The sequence below is a fragment of the Actinoplanes sp. HUAS TT8 genome, assembly GCF_051380535.1.
Taxonomy (GTDB): Bacteria; Actinomycetota; Actinomycetes; order Mycobacteriales; family Micromonosporaceae; genus Actinoplanes.
On the sequence record NZ_CP195646.1, the window covers coordinates 8,578,541 to 8,593,959 of the forward strand.

Below are 15,419 nucleotides of genomic sequence, written 5' to 3' on the forward strand. Positions count from 1 at the left end.
CTGTCTCCTATGTCTGCCAGTTCTCCGGTGACCCACCGAAGCTTGGCGGAACGATGGTCCGCTGGGCCGGCCGTAGCCGGCCCAGCGTACTCACTTGGCCTTTTCGAGGATCTCCACGATCCGCCACCGCTTGGTGGCGGAGAGCGGGCGGGTCTCCATGATCGAAACCCGGTCGCCGGTGCCGGCAGCGTTCTGCTCGTCGTGCACCTTCAGCTTGCGCGTACGACGGATGACCTTGCCGTACAGCGCGTGCTTGACGCGGTCCTCGACCTCGACGACGACGGTCTTGTCCATCTTGTCGCTGACCACGAGGCCCTCACGCGTCTTGCGCTGGGCGCGCGGCGCAACAGTGTTCTCACTCATGCGCTCACCTCATCCGGCGCAACCGAGAGCCCCAGCTCGCGCTCACGCATGATCGTGTAGATCTTCGCGATGTCCTTGCGGACGACCTGCAGTCGACGGTGATTGTCGAGCTGCCCGGTCGCGCGCTGCACGCGAAGATTGAACAGCTCCGCCTTGGCCTCCCGCAGCTTCGCGACCAGCTCCTCGTCGGAGCTCTCGCGCAGCTCGGCTGCCTTAACGCCCGCTGCCATCAGCTTTCACCCACTTCGCGCGTCACGATGCGGCACTTCATCGGGAGCTTGTGGATCGCGCGGCGCATCGCCTCACGCGCGACCGTCTCGTTCGGGAAGGACATCTCGAAGAGAATCCGTCCCGGCTTGACGTTCGCCACCCACCACTCGGGAGAACCCTTACCGGAACCCATGCGGGTTTCGGCCGGCTTCTTGGTCAGGGCCTGGTCCGGGAAGATCGAGATCCAGACCTTGCCGCCACGCTTGATGTGACGGGTCATCGCGATACGCGCCGACTCGATCTGCCGGTTCGTCACGTACGCAGGCTCGAGAGCCTGGATACCGAACTCACCGAAGACGACCCGGTTGCCGCCCTTGGACGCGCCGTGGCGGTCCGGGTGGTGCGGCTTACGGAAGCCCTTCGGGGGCTTACGGGGCATCAGCACAGGTCAGCCCTCCTGCTGCGTTTCGGCCGCAGCCGGAGCAGCGGCGGTGTCGTCGGCGTTCGCCGCGGCCTGGGCAGCGCGCCCGGCCTCGGTGCCGCCCGCGGTCGTGCCGGACGAGCCGGAACGGCCACGACGCGGACGCTCGGGACGGTCAGCCCGGTCCCGGCGCGGACGCGCGGGAGCCTCGGTGACGACCTCGCGACCCGGAACGGCGTCGCCCTTGTAGATCCAGACCTTCACGCCGATCCGGCCGAACGTGGTACGGGCCTCGAAGAAGCCGTACTCGATGTTCGCCCGAAGCGTGTGCAGCGGAACGCGACCCTCACGGTAGAACTCCGTGCGGCTCATCTCCGCGCCGCCGAGGCGGCCGGAGACCTGCACCCGGATGCCCTTGCAGATCGGGTTCTTCATGGCCGACTGCATGGCCTTGCGCATCGCCCGGCGGAAGCTGACCCGGGAGGACAGCTGCTCGGCGACGCCCTGGGCCACGAGCTGAGCGTCCGACTCGGGGCTCTTCACCTCGAGGATGTTCAGCTGGACCTGCTTGCCGGTGAGCTTCTCGAGCTCGCCACGGATCCGGTCGGCCTCCGCGCCCTTACGGCCGATGACGATGCCCGGCCGGGCGGTGTGGATGTCGACACGAACCCGGTCGCGGGTCCGCTCGATGTCCACCTTGGAGATGCCGGCGCGCTCGAGGCCCTTGGACATCATGCGGCGGATCTTGACGTCCTCGCCGATGTAGTCCTTGTAGAGCTTGTCGGCGAACCAGCGGCTCTTCCAGTCGGTGGAGATGCCGAGGCGGAACCCGGTGGGGTGAACCTTCTGACCCATTACTCGGCACCCTCCGTGCTCTGGGACTCGGCGGCAGCGGGCTCAGCGGCCGTGGTGGCCTTCTTCGCCGCGGCCTTCTTCGCCGGGCGGGCCACCTGGACCGCCTCGACCGCAATAGTGATGTGGCTGGTGCGCTTGCGGATCCGGTACGCCCGGCCCTGCGCCCGCGGACGGAACCGCTTCAGCGTGGGACCCTCGTCGACGAACGCCTCGCTCACGAGGAGTGCGTCGGGGTCGAGCCGCTCGTTGTTCTCCGCGTTCGCAATCGCACTCGCGAGCACCTTGTAGACCTGCTCGCTCGCCGCCTGCGGCGCGAACTGCAGGACCGTCAGAGCCTCCTTCGCGGGCAGACCGCGGACGAGGTTGACCACGCGGCGCGCCTTGCTCGGCGAAATACGCACGTGCTTCGCAACTGCGCGAGAGCCCGGAAGCGCCGGAGCGTCGTTCTTTACTGACATCGCTGTAACCCCTTTCTTATCCGTGGCTGACTAGCGACGACGGCTCTTGCGGTCGTCCTTCTCGTGACCCTTGAACGTCCGGGTCAGAGCGAACTCGCCGAGCTTGTGACCGACCATGGCCTCGGTGACGAACACCGGGACGTGCTTGCGCCCGTCGTGCACGGCGATCGTGTGCCCGAGCATGTCCGGGATGATGGTCGAACGCCGCGACCAGGTCTTGATGACGTTCTTGGAATTCTTCTCGTTCTGGACTTCCACCTTCTTGAGCAGGTGGTCGTCGACGAACGGGCCCTTCTTCAGGCTGCGAGGCATCTTTTAACTCCCGTTACCCGCGCTTGCGGGTGGCGTAGCGGCGGCGAACGATCAGCTTGTCGCTCTCCTGGCCCTTGCGGCGGGTACGGCCCTCCGGCTTACCAGCCGGGTTGACCGGGTGACGACCACCGGAGGTCTTACCCTCACCACCACCGTGCGGGTGGTCGACGGGGTTCATGGCGACACCACGGACGGTCGGGCGCTTGCCCTTCCAGCGCATGCGGCCGGCCTTACCCCAGTTGATGTTCGACTGCTCGGCGTTGCCGATCTCGCCGACCGTCGCCCGGCAACGGACGTCGACACGACGGATCTCACCGGAGGGCATACGCAGCGTGGCGTACACACCCTCACGGCCGAGCAGCTGGATGCCCACACCGGCCGAACGGGCCAGCTTGGCTCCACCGCCGGGACGAAGCTCCACACCGTGGATCGTCGTACCGACCGGGATGTTGCGCAGGGGCAGGTTGTTCCCCGGCTTGATGTCCGCGCCCACGCCGGACTCGACGCGGTCGCCCTGCTTCAGGTCCTTCGGCGCCAGGATGTAGCGCTTCTCACCGTCGGCGTAGTGCAGCAGCGCGATGCGCGAGGTGCGGTTCGGGTCGTACTCGATGTGAGCGACCTTGGCCGGCACGCCGTCCTTGTCGTTCCGCTTGAAGTCGATCAGCCGGTACTGCCGCTTGTGGCCGCCGCCCTGGTGCCGCGTGGTGATGCGGCCGTGGACGTTGCGACCACCCTTCTTGGGCAGCGGGACCAGCAGAGACTTCTCCGGGGTGGACCGGGTGATCTCGGCGAAGTCGGCGACGCTCGAGCCGCGACGGCCCGGCGTGGTCGGCTTGTACTTACGGATAGCCATGATTCACAAACCCCTTAGCTGACCGGGCCGCCGAAGGCCTCGATGCGGTCACCGTCAGCCAGCTTGACCATCGCGCGCTTCGTCGCCTTGCGCTGACCGAAACCGGTCTTGGTGCGCTTGCGCTTGCCCTCGCGGTTGGCGGTGTTCACCGTCAGCACGCGGACGTTGAAGATCTGCTGGATCGCGATCTTGATCTGGGTCTTGTTCGCGTCCGGGTGGACCGTGAACGTGTACCAGTTCTGGTCGAGAACGCTGTAGCTCTTCTCGGAGACCACCGGGGCGACGATGATGTCGCGCGGGTCGGCGATCGTGCTCACTTGTCGCCCTCCTCGGACTTCTCGGAAGCGCCCAGGAACTCGTCGAGCGCGACCTTGGTGAAGACGACCTCGTCGGCGACCAGCACGTCGTACGTGTTCAGCTGGCCGGCCTCGATGAGGTGCACGGTCGGCTCGTTGCGCAGCGAGATCCAGTTCAGCTCGTCCTGGCTGTCCAGAACGACGAGAACCTTGTTGGTCTGCGCGACCTTCCGCAGCGCGGCGACGGCGGCCTTGGTCGACGGCGTCTCGCCGGTGACGAAGGACTCGACGACGAACACGCGGCCGTCACGGGCCCGGTCGGAGAGGGCGCCACGCAGGGCGGCGGCCTTCATCTTCTTGGGGGTCCGCTGGCTGTAGTCACGCGGCACGGGACCGTGCACGACGCCACCACCGGTGAACTGAGGCGCGCGGATCGAGCCCTGACGGGCGCGGCCGGTGCCCTTCTGCTTGTACGGCTTCTTGCCGCCGCCGGCGACCTCGCCGCGGGTCTTCGCCTTGGCGGTACCCTGCCGGGCCGCGGCCAGCTGCGCCACGACGACCTGGTGCATCAGCGGGATGTTGGCCTGAGCGTCGAAGATGCTGCCGGGCAGATCGACCGTGCCGGTCTTCGTGCCCTCGGCGTTGATGATGTCGACCGAGCTCACTTGGCACCGCCCTTCTTGGCCGCGGTACGGACCAGGATCAGCGCGCCCTTCGGACCGGGCACAGCGCCGCGGACCAGGATCAGGTTGCGCTCGGTGTCCACCGCCTGAACGACCAGGTTCTGCACGGTGTAGCGCTTGCCGCCCATGCGGCCGGCCATCTTGACGCCCTTGAAGACGCGACCGGGGGTCGCGCAGGCGCCGATCGAACCGGGCGAGCGGTGCTTGCGCTCGACACCGTGGCTGGCGCGAAGACCGTGGAAGCCGTGCCGCTTCATGACACCGGCGTAGCCCTTGCCCTTGGTCTTACCGGTGACGTCGATCGCGGTGCCGGCCGAGAACTCCTCGAGGGAGATCTCCTGGCCGAGCTCGTACGCGTCGGCGTCGCTGGTCCGGAGCTCCACCAGGTGGCGCCGCGGGGACACCCCCGCCTTGGCGTAGTGGCCGCTCTCGGGCTTGTTGACCTTGCGCGGGTCGACCGCGCCGTAGGCCAGCTGGACAGCGGAGTAGCCGTCCTTCTCATTCGTGCGGACCTGAGTCACGACGCAAGGGCCGGCCTGCACCACGGTTACCGGGACGACCTTGTTGTTGTCCCAGACCTGGGTCATGCCGAGCTTGGCGCCCAGGATCCCCTTTACTTGCCTGTCCATTGTCCGGTCCCTACAGCTTGATCTCGATGTCGACGCCAGCCGGCAGGTCGAGGCGCATGAGCGAGTCGACCGTCTTCGGAGTCGGGTCGATGATGTCGATCAGCCGCTTGTGCGTGCGCATCTCGAAGTGCTCGCGCGAGTCCTTGTACTTGTGCGGCGAACGGATCACGCAGAAACGGTTGATCTCCGTGGGCAGCGGCACCGGGCCAGCGACCTGCGCCCCGGTACGCGTCACCGTCTCGACGATCTTCCGCGCCGAGGAGTCGACGACCTCGTGGTCATAGGCCTTGAGCCGGATGCGGATCTTCTGTCCCGCCATGGTGGCTTCTGTTTCCTTCTCTCGATGCCGCTACGTGCGGAAGCGGTGGCCTCCACATGCCCGCAGGACCGTTGATCCTGCGTTGTCCGACCCCCGCGGTCGGGCGTGTCGCGCCTCGTCGCAGAATGCTGAGCATTCAGCTTCCAGCCCCCGCTCCCGATCTTGCTGGAAGCAGGCGCGATCACGGGGATCTAGGGCGCCGGGCGGCGAACAAAACACACCCGGACACCCGGCGAGGGTGGGCCCTGAGCACGTCAGGAACCCACCCCGCGCGGACGCAACCTGACTAGTATGCCGGATTGAACGCGGCATTGCTAATCGGGGTCACCGTTGGGGGTTGTTCACGGCTCTCACCGGGAACAACCCTCAATCACTTGGTGATCTTCGTGACCGTTCCGGCACCGACGGTGCGGCCACCCTCACGGATCGCGAACTTCAGGCCCTGCTCCATGGCGATCGGCTGGATCAGCTTGACCTCCATCGAGGTGGAGTCGCCGGGCATGACCATCTCGGTGCCCTCGGGCAGCGTGACGACGCCGGTGACGTCCGTGGTGCGGAAGTAGAACTGCGGCCGGTAGTTCTGGAAGAACGGGGTGTGCCGGCCACCCTCCTCCTTCGAGAGGATGTAGACCTGGCCCTCGAACTCCGTGTGAGGAGTAGAGGTACCCGGCTTCACGACGACCATGCCGCGCTCGACGTCCTCGCGCTTGATGCCGCGGAGCAGCAGACCGACGTTCTCACCCGCGCGGGCCTCGTCGAGCAGCTTGCGGAACATCTCGATGCCGGTGCAAACGGTCTTGGTCGACTTCTCGCGGATACCGACGATCTCGACCTCCTCGTTCGGCTTGAGGATGCCGCGCTCGGCGCGACCGGTCACCACGGTGCCACGACCGGTGATCGTGAAGACGTCCTCGATCGGCATGAGGAACGGCTTCTCGGTCTCACGCTCGGGCTGCGGGATCGCGGTGTCGACCGCGTTCATCAGCTCGAGGAGCTTGCCGGTCCACTCCGGGTCGCCCTCCAGCGCCTTGAGCGCCGACACGCGAACGACCGGCAGGTCGTCGCCCGGGAACTCGTAGGTGCTGAGCAGCTCGCGGACCTCGAGCTCGACGAGCTCCAGGAGCTCCTCGTCCTCGACCATGTCGCTCTTGTTCAGGGCGACGACGATGTACGGAACGCCGACCTGGCGGGCCAGGAGGACGTGCTCCTTGGTCTGCGGCATCGGGCCGTCGGTGGCGGCCACGACCAGGATCGCACCGTCCATCTGGGCGGCACCGGTGATCATGTTCTTGATGTAGTCGGCGTGGCCGGGGCAGTCCACGTGCGCGTAGTGACGCGCCGCGGTCTGGTACTCGACGTGCGCGATCGAGATCGTGATGCCGCGGGCCTTCTCCTCCGGCGCCTTGTCGATCTCGTCGAACGGGGTGTACGGGTTCAGGTCCGGGAACTCGTCGTGCAGGACCTTCGTGATGGCCGCAGTCAGCGTCGTCTTACCGTGGTCGATGTGACCAATGGTGCCGATGTTGACGTGCGGCTTAGTCCGCTCGAACTTCGCCTTCGCCACTGGTGTCCTCCTGTGGACTGATCATTTCTTTTCGCCCGGCACGCCGATAAGGCGCTCAGGACTCTGTCGACTGCTCGTGCACGTGCGGCCCTCGACGGGCCGCACGTGCCTCAACGCGTCAGGCGCCGGTGGCCTTAGCGATGATCTCCTTCGCCACGTTCGCGGGAACCTCGGCGTAGGAGTCGAACTGCATGCTGTAGCTGGCCCGGCCCGCAGTCTTCGACCGCAGGTCGCCGACGTAGCCGAACATCTCCGACAGCGGCACAAGAGCCTTGACGACGCGGGCGCCGTGGCGCTCCTCCATCGACTGGATCAGGCCGCGGCGGGAGTTGAGGTCGCCGATCACGTCACCCATGTTGTCCTCGGGCGTGGTGACCTCGACGGACATCATCGGCTCGAGCAGCGCGGGGTCGGCCTTGCGGGCCGCCTCCTTCATTGCCATGGAGCCGGCGATCTTGAACGCCATCTCGGACGAGTCGACCTCGTGGTACTGACCGTCGATCAGCGTGAACTTCACGCCGACCAGCGGGTAGCCGGCGAGGACGCCGTACTGGAGGGAGTCCTGCGCGCCCGCGTCCACCGAGGGGATGAACTCCTTGGGGATGCGACCACCGGTCACCGCGTTGACGAACTCGTACGTGGGGCCGTCCGCGTCGAGCGGCAGCGGCTCGACGGTGACGACGACCTTCGCGTACTGGCCCGAACCACCGGTCTGCTTCTTGTGCACGTACGAGAGCTTCTCCACGGTGCCGCGGAGGGTCTCGCGGTACGCCACCTGCGGCTTACCGATGTTGGCCTCGACGTTGAACTCGCGGCGCATGCGGTCCACCAGGATGTCCAGGTGGAGCTCGCCCATGCCGGCGATGATCGTCTGGCCGGTCTCCTCGTCGTTGAAGACGCGGAAGGTCGGGTCCTCTTCGGCCAGGCGCTGGATCGCGGTGCCCAGCTTCTCCTGGTCCGACTTGGTCTTCGGCTCGATGGCGACCTGGATGACCGGCTCCGGGAAGGTCATCGACTCCAGGATGACCGGGTTCGCCGGGTCGCTGAGCGTGTCACCGGTGGTGGTCTGCTTGAGACCCTGGACGGCGATGATGTCGCCGGCCTGCGCGGTGGCGCGCTCCTCACGCTTGTTCGCGTGCATCTGGTAGATCTTGCCGATGCGCTCCTTCCGGTCCTTGGTGGAGTTGACCACCTGGGCGCCGGAGTCGAGCGTGCCGGAGTAGACCCGCACGTAGGTGAGCTTGCCGAGGTGCTTGTCCGTCTGGATCTTGAAGGCCAGACCGGAGAAGGGCTCGTCGTTCGACGGCTTCCGCAGCAGCGGCGTCTCGCCGTCGGTCGCGGTGCCCTCGATCGCCGGGATGTCCAGCGGCGACGGGAGGTAGTCGACGACGGCGTCGAGCATGGGCTGAACGCCCTTGTTCTTGAACGCCGAGCCACACAGGACCGGGTTGGCCTTGCTGGCGATCGTGGCCCGCCGGATGGCGGCCTTGATCTCGTCGATCGAGACCTCTTCGCCCTCGAGGTACTTCTCCATGACCGCGTCGTCGACGTCGGCCAGGGTCTCGATCAGCTTCTCGCGCCACTCGTTCGCGGAGTCGACCAGGTCGGCCGGGATCTCCTCGATCGCGTAGTCCTCACCCTTCTGGGTCTCCCCGCGCCAGGTGAGCGCCTTCATGTTGATCAGGTCGACGACGCCGATGTGGTCGCCCTCGAGCCCGATCGGGATCTGCAGGACGAGCGGCGTGGCGTGCAGCCGGTCGATCATCATCTGGACACAGCGGAAGAAGTCCGCGCCGGTCCGGTCGAGCTTGTTGACGAAGCACATGCGCGGGACGTTGTACTTGTCGGCCTGGCGCCAGACGTTCTCCGTCTGCGGCTCCACGCCGGCCACACCGTCGTACACCGCGACCGCACCGTCGAGCACACGCAGCGACCGCTCGACCTCGACCGTGAAGTCGACGTGGCCGGGCGTGTCGATGATCTGGATCGTGTAGCCCTTCCACTCGCACTTCGTGGCGGCGGAGGTGATGGTGATACCGCGTTCCTGCTCCTGCTCCATCCAGTCCATGACGGCAGCGCCCTCGTGGACCTCACCGATCTTGTACGTGATGCCGGTGTAGAACAGGATGCGCTCAGTCGTCGTGGTCTTACCAGCGTCGATGTGCGCCATGATGCCGATGTTGCGAACCTTGGCGAGCGCGTCTGCGGCGGCCACTTCCATCCCTACTTTTCTTCGTCGTCGTCTCGTGGACCGGTACGACTGCCGTGGCCCGGCGGATTTACCGGGCCGTCAGCAGGGTCTTACCAGCGGTAGTGCGCGAAGGCCTTGTTGGACTCCGCCATCTTGTGAGTGTCCTCGCGACGCTTCACCGCGGCGCCGAGGCCGTTGCTGGCGTCGAGCAGCTCGTTCTGCAGCCGCTCGATCATGGTCTTCTCGCGGCGGACCTTGGAGTACTGGACGAGCCAGCGCAGACCCAGGGTCGTCTGGCGCGGCGTACGCACCTCGATCGGGACCTGGTAGGTCGCGCCACCGACGCGGCGGCTGCGGACCTCGAGGGTCGGCTTCACGTTGTCCATCGCACGCTTGAGGATGACCACCGGGTCGGTGCCGCTCTTCTCGCGCGCACCCTCAAGGGCGCCGTACACGATGCGCTCGGCCAGCGAACGCTTGCCGCCGATCAGGATCTTGTTCACCAGCTGGGTCACCAGCGGCGAGTTGTACACCGGGTCAGCGACCACCGGGTGACGCGGAGCGGGGCCCTTACGCGGCATGTCAGCTCTTCTCCTTCTTCGCGCCGTAACGGCTGCGGGCCTGCTTGCGGTTGCGGACACCCTGGGTGTCCAGCGAACCGCGGACGATCTTGTAGCGAACGCCGGGGAGGTCCTTCACACGGCCGCCACGCACGAGCACGATCGAGTGCTCCTGCAGGTTGTGACCGACACCCGGGATGTACGCCGTGACCTCGATCTGGCTGCTCAGCTTCACGCGAGCGACCTTGCGCAGCGCAGAGTTCGGCTTCTTGGGGGTGGTGGTGTACACGCGGGTACACACGCCGCGCCGCTGAGGGCTTCCCTTCAGTGCCGGCGTCTTCGTCTTGGTCGTCTTCGCCTGGCGGCCCTTGCGGACCAGCTGCTGGATCGTGGGCACCGGGTTTCTCCGCTCCCTTCGGCCGTTTCCTGTAATACGGCCGCACCGAGTGTTCTGCCTGTGTGCGAGGCGCTCCCAGGAGGGAGTGTCCCGCACCCGCGGTCGGGCGTGTCGTCCGGCTCACGGTCCCGCCACGCGCGATGAGGTCACGCGTACCGGATCTTGTCTTTGTCAGGACATGGGTTCTCGCCGAACCCTGCCCGTCGTGCGGCAATACCCGTCGTACGTTCCGATTCGGGTGCACGCACGAGTTGCCCGGGCGAGCCCGGGCACGAGGGGAAAGAGTACCCACCCTAAGCACCCAGGTCAAAATGAACTCAGGTACCCACGATGGACATCTCCGTATACCAGTGTACCGGGTGCCCCGGCGCGGCAATGCCGCGGTGCCGGATCCACGCATCGGGCCCCGTCACGAAGTCTGTAACACCAATCCCAGCAACAACGCCAGCAAGGATATTCCCGCCCCGGATCCGCCGCACGCGATGCCGGAGATCGCCAGTCCTCGGCCGGTGAACCGGACCCGGCCCGGCTCCCCCGAGCGCCGGATCTGGCGCATCGCGAGCACCGCGGCTGCGACCGCGCCGGCCGCGGCCAAGACGCTGAGCAGCGTGAATGCGCCGGCCACCCAGGGGCCACCGCTCGTCACGGCGAAGCAGACGACCAACACCGACACCAGGATCGAGCCGATCCCGGCGATCAACGATCCGATCGCCAGACCCGAGGTGATCGGCACGACGCGAAGCTGCACCAGCCCGAACGGGGTCCCGCTGACCACGTCGACCCGCTCGGTCTCCCAGCCGCTGGCCGACTGCGGAGGCACGCCATAGGGCGGCGGACCGTACGGCATAGGCGGTGGGGGTTGCATCATGTTCAGAAGCATGTCACCCGGACGCGCCGTCGCGCAGCCCGGCCGGTCCCGCCCCGGAACGGCGCCGGATCAGTCGGTGCCGGGCGCGAAGTCCTGCCCGACGGGCGAGGCGGCCAGGTGCAGCAGACCCGCGATCACGGCCACCACCAGCGCTGTCAGAGCCAGCACGAGGCCCGTCCAGGCCAATTTGCGGCCACGGCGGATCCACGCGCCCCCGGTGAGGTAGCCACCGGCCGCGAACGCCTCTCGGGACGTCTGACGGGCCAGAAGCAACGCGATCGTGGCGGGAATCACCCCACCGATCAGGGGGCCGGTCAGCAGGCCGACCAGACCCAGCGTGAAAACCGCCCGCGCCTTCGTCGAAGGCGCCGGCTCCGGATCCAGGGGATGACGTGAGGGCGCGAGCTGAACGGTCACCCGTACATCCTAATTGGGATTTTGATCCTCGCCCGTGGGCGGGAACGCCGCTGGGGCGGCCGCGCCTATGCGCGACCGCCCCAGCGAACTGAGATTCCTTAGCGGTACGACCCGAAGTCGAAGTCGTCCAGCGGAACCGCCTGGCCACTGGCCGGGCCGAAGCCGTAGTCGGTCTCCGGGTACCCGGTCATCGAGTACACCTTGGCCTTGGCCTCCTCGGTCGGCTCGACCCGGATGTTGCGGTACTTGGAGATACCGGTACCGGCCGGGATGAGCTTACCGATGATGACGTTCTCCTTGAGGCCCACCAGCGAGTCGCTGCGCGAGTTGATCGCAGCGTCGGTGAGCACCCGGGTGGTCTCCTGGAAGGAGGCCGCCGAGAGCCAGGAGTCGGTCGCCAGCGAGGCCTTGGTGATACCCATCAGCACCGGACGACCGGCGGCGGGCTCGCCACCCTCGCCCACGAGCCGGCGGTTCTCCGACTCGAAGAGCGCGCGGTCGACCAGCAGGCCCGGAAGGAACTCCGTGGCCCCGGAGTCGATGACCGTCACCCGCTTGAGCATCTGGCGGATGATGATCTCGATGTGCTTGTCGTGGATGAGCACACCCTGCGAGCGGTAGACCTCCTGGACCTCACTGGTCAGGTGGACCTGGACCGCGCGCGGGCCCATGATGCGCAGCAGCTCGTGCGGGTCGATGGTGCCCTCGGTGAGCTTCTCGCCGACCTGCACGTGGTCGCCGTCGTGCGCCCGCAGCTTGACGCGCTTGGAGATCTTGTCGTACACGATCTCCTCGCTGCCGTCGTCCGGGATCACGATGATCTTCCGCGACCGCTCGCCGTCCTCGATGCGGATGCGACCGGGGGTGTCGGCGATGGGCGCCTTACCCTTCGGCACGCGGGCCTCGAAGATTTCCTGAACACGCGGCAGACCCTGGGTGATGTCCTCACCCGCGACACCACCGGTGTGGAAGGTACGCATCGTCAGCTGGGTGCCGGGCTCACCGATCGACTGGGCCGCGATGATGCCGACCGCCTCGCCGATGTCGACCGACTTGCCGGTCGGCAGCGAACGGCCGTAGCAGGCCGCGCAGACGCCCAGCTTCGACTCACAGGTCAGCACGCTGCGAACCCGGACGTTCTCGACACCGGCGGCGACCAGCTGGTCGACGATGATCGAGTTGAGGTCCGTGCCCCGCGCGACCACCAGGTTGCCGTTCTGGTCGGAGACGTCGTCGGCGATGGTGCGAGCGTGCGCACCGGTCTCCGAGTGGACGTGCACGACCAGCGTGCCGTCGGCCTCACGGTCGCCGACCGCCATCGGGATGGCGCGCTCGGTGCCGCAGTCCTCCTCGCGGATGATCACGTCCTGCGAGACGTCGACCAGACGACGGGTCAGGTAACCCGAGTCGGCGGTACGCAGCGCGGTGTCGGCCAGACCCTTACGGGCACCGTGGGTGGAGATGAAGTACTCCAGCACGGTCAGACCCTCGCGGTACGACGAGGTGATCGGCCGCGGGATGATCTCACCCTTGGGGTTGGCCACCAGACCACGGATCGCAGCGATCTGCCGGAGCTGGAGGAGGTTACCGCGAGCGCCGGAGTTGATCATGACCCAGAGCGGGTTCTCCTGCGGCAGCGCGGTCTCCATCTCCTTGGAGATCTCGTTGGTCGCCTTGGTCCAGATCTCGATGAGCTCGCCGCGACGTTCCTCGGCGGTCATCAGACCACGCTGGTACTGCTTGTCGATCCGGTCGGCCTCGACCTGGTAGCGAGCCAGGATCTCCGGCTTGCGCGGAGGGCCGATGACGTCGCCCATACCGATCGTCACACCGGACCAGGTGGCCCAGTGGAAGCCGGCCTCCTTGAGCGCGTCCAGGGTCGCGGCCAGGGCGACCTTGGGGAAGCGCTCGGCGAGGTCGTTGACGATCGCCGACAGCTGACCCTTGCGGATCTCGTAGTTCACGAAGCGGTAGCCCGGGGGCAGCGTCTCGTTGAAGATGACCCGGCCGAGCGTGGTCTCGACGAGCAGCGGGTCACCCTCGACCCACTCCTCCGGAGCGACCCAGGCGTCGTGCTTCGGGCCGTTGTCCACGCCGATGACCTCACGCAGGCGGACCTTGATGTTCGCCTGGAGGTGCAGCTCGCCGTTGTCGAACGCCATCCGAGCCTCGGCGTCCGAGCTGAACACCCGGCCCTCGCCCTTGGCCCCGGCCGTCTGGTGCGTCAGGAAGTACAGACCGATGATCATGTCCTGGGTGGGCATGGTCACCGGCTTGCCGTCGGCCGGCTTGAGGATGTTGTTCGACGACAGCATCAGGATCCGGGCCTCGGCCTGCGCCTCGGCCGACAGCGGCACGTGGACCGCCATCTGGTCACCGTCGAAGTCCGCGTTGAACGCGGTGCAGACGAGCGGGTGGATCTGGATCGCCTTGCCCTCGACCAGCTGCGGCTCGAAGGCCTGGATGCCCAGACGGTGCAGGGTCGGAGCACGGTTCAGCAGCACCGGGTGCTCGCTGATGACCTCCTCCAGCACGTCCCACACGACCGGGCGCTGACGCTCGACCATCCGCTTGGCCGACTTGATGTTCTGCGCGTGGTTCAGGTCGACCAGGCGCTTCATCACGAACGGCTTGAACAGCTCCAGCGCCATCTGCTTGGGCAGACCACACTGGTGCAGCTTCAGCCGCGGGCCGACGACGATGACCGAACGGCCGGAGTAGTCGACGCGCTTGCCGAGCAGGTTCTGACGGAAACGACCCTGCTTGCCCTTGAGCATGTCGGAGAGCGACTTCAGCGGGCGGTTACCCGGACCGGTGACCGGCCGGCCGCGGCGGCCGTTGTCGAACAGTGCGTCGACGGCCTCCTGCAGCATCCGCTTCTCGTTGTTGACGATGATCTCGGGCGCGCCCAGGTCGATCAGGCGCTTGAGCCGGTTGTTCCGGTTGATGACCCGGCGGTACAGGTCGTTCAGGTCGGAGGTCGCGAAGCGGCCACCGTCGAGCTGCACCATCGGGCGCAGGTCCGGCGGGATGACCGGGACGCAGTCCAGCACCATGCCGAGCGGCGAGTTGCGGGTGTTCAGGAACGCCGCGACAACCTTCAGCCGCTTGAGCGCCCGGATCTTCCGCTGCCCCTTACCGGTACGGATGATCTCCCGGAGGTTCTCCGCCTCGGCGTCCAGGTCCATGTTCTGGAGCAGGGCCTTGATCGCCTCGGCGCCCATGCCACCGGTGAAGTACTCACCGAAGCGGTCGCGCAGCTCGCGGTAGAGCAGCTCGTCCGTGACCAGCTGCTTCGAGTCGAGCTTCCGGAAGGTGTCGAGCACCTCGTCCAGACGGTCGATCTCGCGCTGAGCCTTGTCCCGGATCTGGCGCATCTCGCGCTCGCCGGCTTCCTTGACCTTGCGGCGCACGTCCGCCTTCGCACCCTCGGCCTCGAGCTCGGCCAGGTCCTGCTCCAGCTTGGCGGCACGCTTCTCGATCTCCGAGTCGCGCCCGTTCTCCGACTGCCGCTTCTCGGCGAAGATCTCGTTCTCGATCGTGGACATGTCACGGTGACGCGACTCGGCGTCAACGCTCGTGACCACGTACGAGGCGAAGTAGATGATCTTCTCGAGGTCCTTGGGCGCCAGGTCGAGCAAGTAGCCCAGCCGGCTCGGCACACCCTTGAAGTACCAGATGTGCGTGACCGAGGCGGCCAGCTCGATGTGGCCCATACGCTCACGCCGGACCTTGGAGCGGGTCACCTCGACGCCACAGCGCTCACAGATGATGCCCTTGAACCGGACGCGCTTGTACTTACCGCAGTAGCACTCCCAGTCCCGCTGCGGACCGAAGATCTTCTCGCAGAAGAGTCCGTCCTTCTCGGGCTTGAGGGTGCGGTAGTTGATCGTCTCGGGCTTCTTGACCTCGCCGTGCGACCACTGCCGGATGTCGTCAGCGGTAGCCAGGCCGATGCGCAACTCGTCGAAGAAGTTGACGTCGAGCACTTGGACTATCCCTCGTGTTTCGTTGCTCGGGTGA

Annotated in this window: 18 protein-coding genes; all 18 read right to left on the reverse strand. The window is 66.7% G+C overall.

What is annotated here, in order from left to right:
• Window positions 1-90: 90 nt before the first annotated feature.
• Window positions 91-363, reverse strand: coding sequence for a 30S ribosomal protein S17 (rpsQ, locus tag ACSHV8_RS38030; RefSeq protein ID WP_203739476.1), 273 nt, complete (start codon window positions 361-363; stop codon window positions 91-93).
• A complete protein-coding gene (gene rpmC / locus ACSHV8_RS38035; RefSeq protein ID WP_203739467.1) occupies window positions 360-593 on the reverse strand; it encodes a 50S ribosomal protein L29 in 234 nt (77 codons plus the stop codon). Before rpmC ends, rpsQ begins: the two co-directional genes overlap by 4 nt.
• Window positions 593-1,018 (reverse strand): 50S ribosomal protein L16, encoded by a 426-nt coding sequence (gene rplP, locus ACSHV8_RS38040; RefSeq protein WP_014687763.1) that lies wholly within the window; start codon window positions 1,016-1,018, stop codon window positions 593-595. Before rplP ends, rpmC begins: the two co-directional genes overlap by 1 nt.
• Window positions 1,019-1,021: 3 nt before the next feature.
• Complete coding sequence (gene rpsC / locus ACSHV8_RS38045) at window positions 1,022-1,849, reverse strand: 30S ribosomal protein S3 (RefSeq protein WP_436524006.1); 828 nt, start codon at window positions 1,847-1,849, stop codon at window positions 1,022-1,024.
• Window positions 1,849-2,307 (reverse strand): 50S ribosomal protein L22, encoded by a 459-nt coding sequence (gene rplV, locus ACSHV8_RS38050; protein WP_436524008.1) that lies wholly within the window; start codon window positions 2,305-2,307, stop codon window positions 1,849-1,851. The genes rpsC and rplV overlap by 1 nt, the downstream gene beginning before the upstream one ends.
• 30 nt (window positions 2,308-2,337) lie before the next feature.
• Window positions 2,338-2,619, reverse strand: a complete 282-nt coding sequence (rpsS, locus tag ACSHV8_RS38055; RefSeq protein ID WP_014687760.1) for a 30S ribosomal protein S19 — start codon at window positions 2,617-2,619, stop codon at window positions 2,338-2,340.
• Between the two features lie 13 nt (window positions 2,620-2,632).
• Window positions 2,633-3,472, reverse strand: a complete 840-nt coding sequence (gene rplB, locus ACSHV8_RS38060) for a 50S ribosomal protein L2 (protein ID WP_436524011.1) — start codon at window positions 3,470-3,472, stop codon at window positions 2,633-2,635.
• 14 nt (window positions 3,473-3,486) lie between these two features.
• Window positions 3,487-3,789 carry a 50S ribosomal protein L23 gene (gene rplW / locus ACSHV8_RS38065; RefSeq protein ID WP_203739455.1) on the reverse strand — a complete coding sequence of 101 codons (303 nt, stop codon included), beginning with the start codon at window positions 3,787-3,789 and terminating at the stop codon, window positions 3,487-3,489.
• Entirely contained in the window at window positions 3,786-4,433 is a 648-nt protein-coding gene (gene rplD, locus ACSHV8_RS38070; protein WP_436524013.1) for a 50S ribosomal protein L4, read from the reverse strand. The genes rplW and rplD overlap by 4 nt, the downstream gene beginning before the upstream one ends.
• Window positions 4,430-5,080, reverse strand: a complete 651-nt coding sequence (gene rplC, locus ACSHV8_RS38075; RefSeq protein ID WP_436524015.1) for a 50S ribosomal protein L3 — start codon at window positions 5,078-5,080, stop codon at window positions 4,430-4,432. Before rplC ends, rplD begins: the two co-directional genes overlap by 4 nt.
• Before the next feature lie 10 nt (window positions 5,081-5,090).
• Window positions 5,091-5,399: a 30S ribosomal protein S10 gene (rpsJ, locus tag ACSHV8_RS38080; protein ID WP_007073037.1), complete on the reverse strand. Its 309-nt coding sequence runs from the start codon at window positions 5,397-5,399 to the stop codon at window positions 5,091-5,093.
• Between the two features lie 370 nt (window positions 5,400-5,769).
• Window positions 5,770-6,963, reverse strand: a complete 1,194-nt coding sequence (gene tuf / locus ACSHV8_RS38085) for an elongation factor Tu (protein WP_436524018.1) — start codon at window positions 6,961-6,963, stop codon at window positions 5,770-5,772.
• 118 nt (window positions 6,964-7,081) lie between these two features.
• Entirely contained in the window at window positions 7,082-9,178 is a 2,097-nt protein-coding gene (fusA, locus tag ACSHV8_RS38090; protein ID WP_436524020.1) for an elongation factor G, read from the reverse strand.
• An 86-nt stretch (window positions 9,179-9,264) separates the two neighbouring features.
• Entirely contained in the window at window positions 9,265-9,735 is a 471-nt protein-coding gene (gene rpsG, locus ACSHV8_RS38095; protein WP_221325510.1) for a 30S ribosomal protein S7, read from the reverse strand.
• 1 nt (window position 9,736) lies between these two features.
• A complete protein-coding gene (rpsL, locus tag ACSHV8_RS38100; RefSeq protein WP_007465318.1) occupies window positions 9,737-10,111 on the reverse strand; it encodes a 30S ribosomal protein S12 in 375 nt (124 codons plus the stop codon).
• 409 nt (window positions 10,112-10,520) lie between these two features.
• On the reverse strand, window positions 10,521-10,844 hold the full coding sequence (locus ACSHV8_RS38105) for a hypothetical protein (protein WP_436524023.1): 324 nt from the start codon (window positions 10,842-10,844) through the stop codon (window positions 10,521-10,523).
• 204 nt (window positions 10,845-11,048) lie between these two features.
• Window positions 11,049-11,396, reverse strand: coding sequence for a hypothetical protein (locus tag ACSHV8_RS38110; protein WP_436524025.1), 348 nt, complete (start codon window positions 11,394-11,396; stop codon window positions 11,049-11,051).
• A gap of 98 nt (window positions 11,397-11,494) precedes the next feature.
• Window positions 11,495-15,385: a DNA-directed RNA polymerase subunit beta' gene (locus ACSHV8_RS38115; RefSeq protein ID WP_436524027.1), complete on the reverse strand. Its 3,891-nt coding sequence runs from the start codon at window positions 15,383-15,385 to the stop codon at window positions 11,495-11,497.
• Between the last annotated feature and the right edge of the window lie 34 nt (window positions 15,386-15,419).

Coding starts and splice junctions, on each gene's coding strand:
- rpsJ (WP_007073037.1), bottom strand. CDS start 5,399: ATGGCGGGACAGAAGATCCGCATCCGGCTCAAGGCCTATGACCACGAG.
- rpsC (WP_436524006.1), bottom strand. CDS start 1,849: ATGGGTCAGAAGGTTCACCCCACCGGGTTCCGCCTCGGCATCTCCACC.
- rpsS (WP_014687760.1), bottom strand. CDS start 2,619: ATGCCTCGCAGCCTGAAGAAGGGCCCGTTCGTCGACGACCACCTGCTC.
- rplB (WP_436524011.1), bottom strand. CDS start 3,472: ATGGCTATCCGTAAGTACAAGCCGACCACGCCGGGCCGTCGCGGCTCG.
- rplV (WP_436524008.1), bottom strand. CDS start 2,307: ATGTCAGTAAAGAACGACGCTCCGGCGCTTCCGGGCTCTCGCGCAGTT.
- rpmC (WP_203739467.1), bottom strand. CDS start 593: ATGGCAGCGGGCGTTAAGGCAGCCGAGCTGCGCGAGAGCTCCGACGAG.
- rpsQ (WP_203739476.1), bottom strand. CDS start 363: ATGAGTGAGAACACTGTTGCGCCGCGCGCCCAGCGCAAGACGCGTGAG.
- rplC (WP_436524015.1), bottom strand. CDS start 5,080: ATGGACAGGCAAGTAAAGGGGATCCTGGGCGCCAAGCTCGGCATGACC.
- rpsG (WP_221325510.1), bottom strand. CDS start 9,735: ATGCCGCGTAAGGGCCCCGCTCCGCGTCACCCGGTGGTCGCTGACCCG.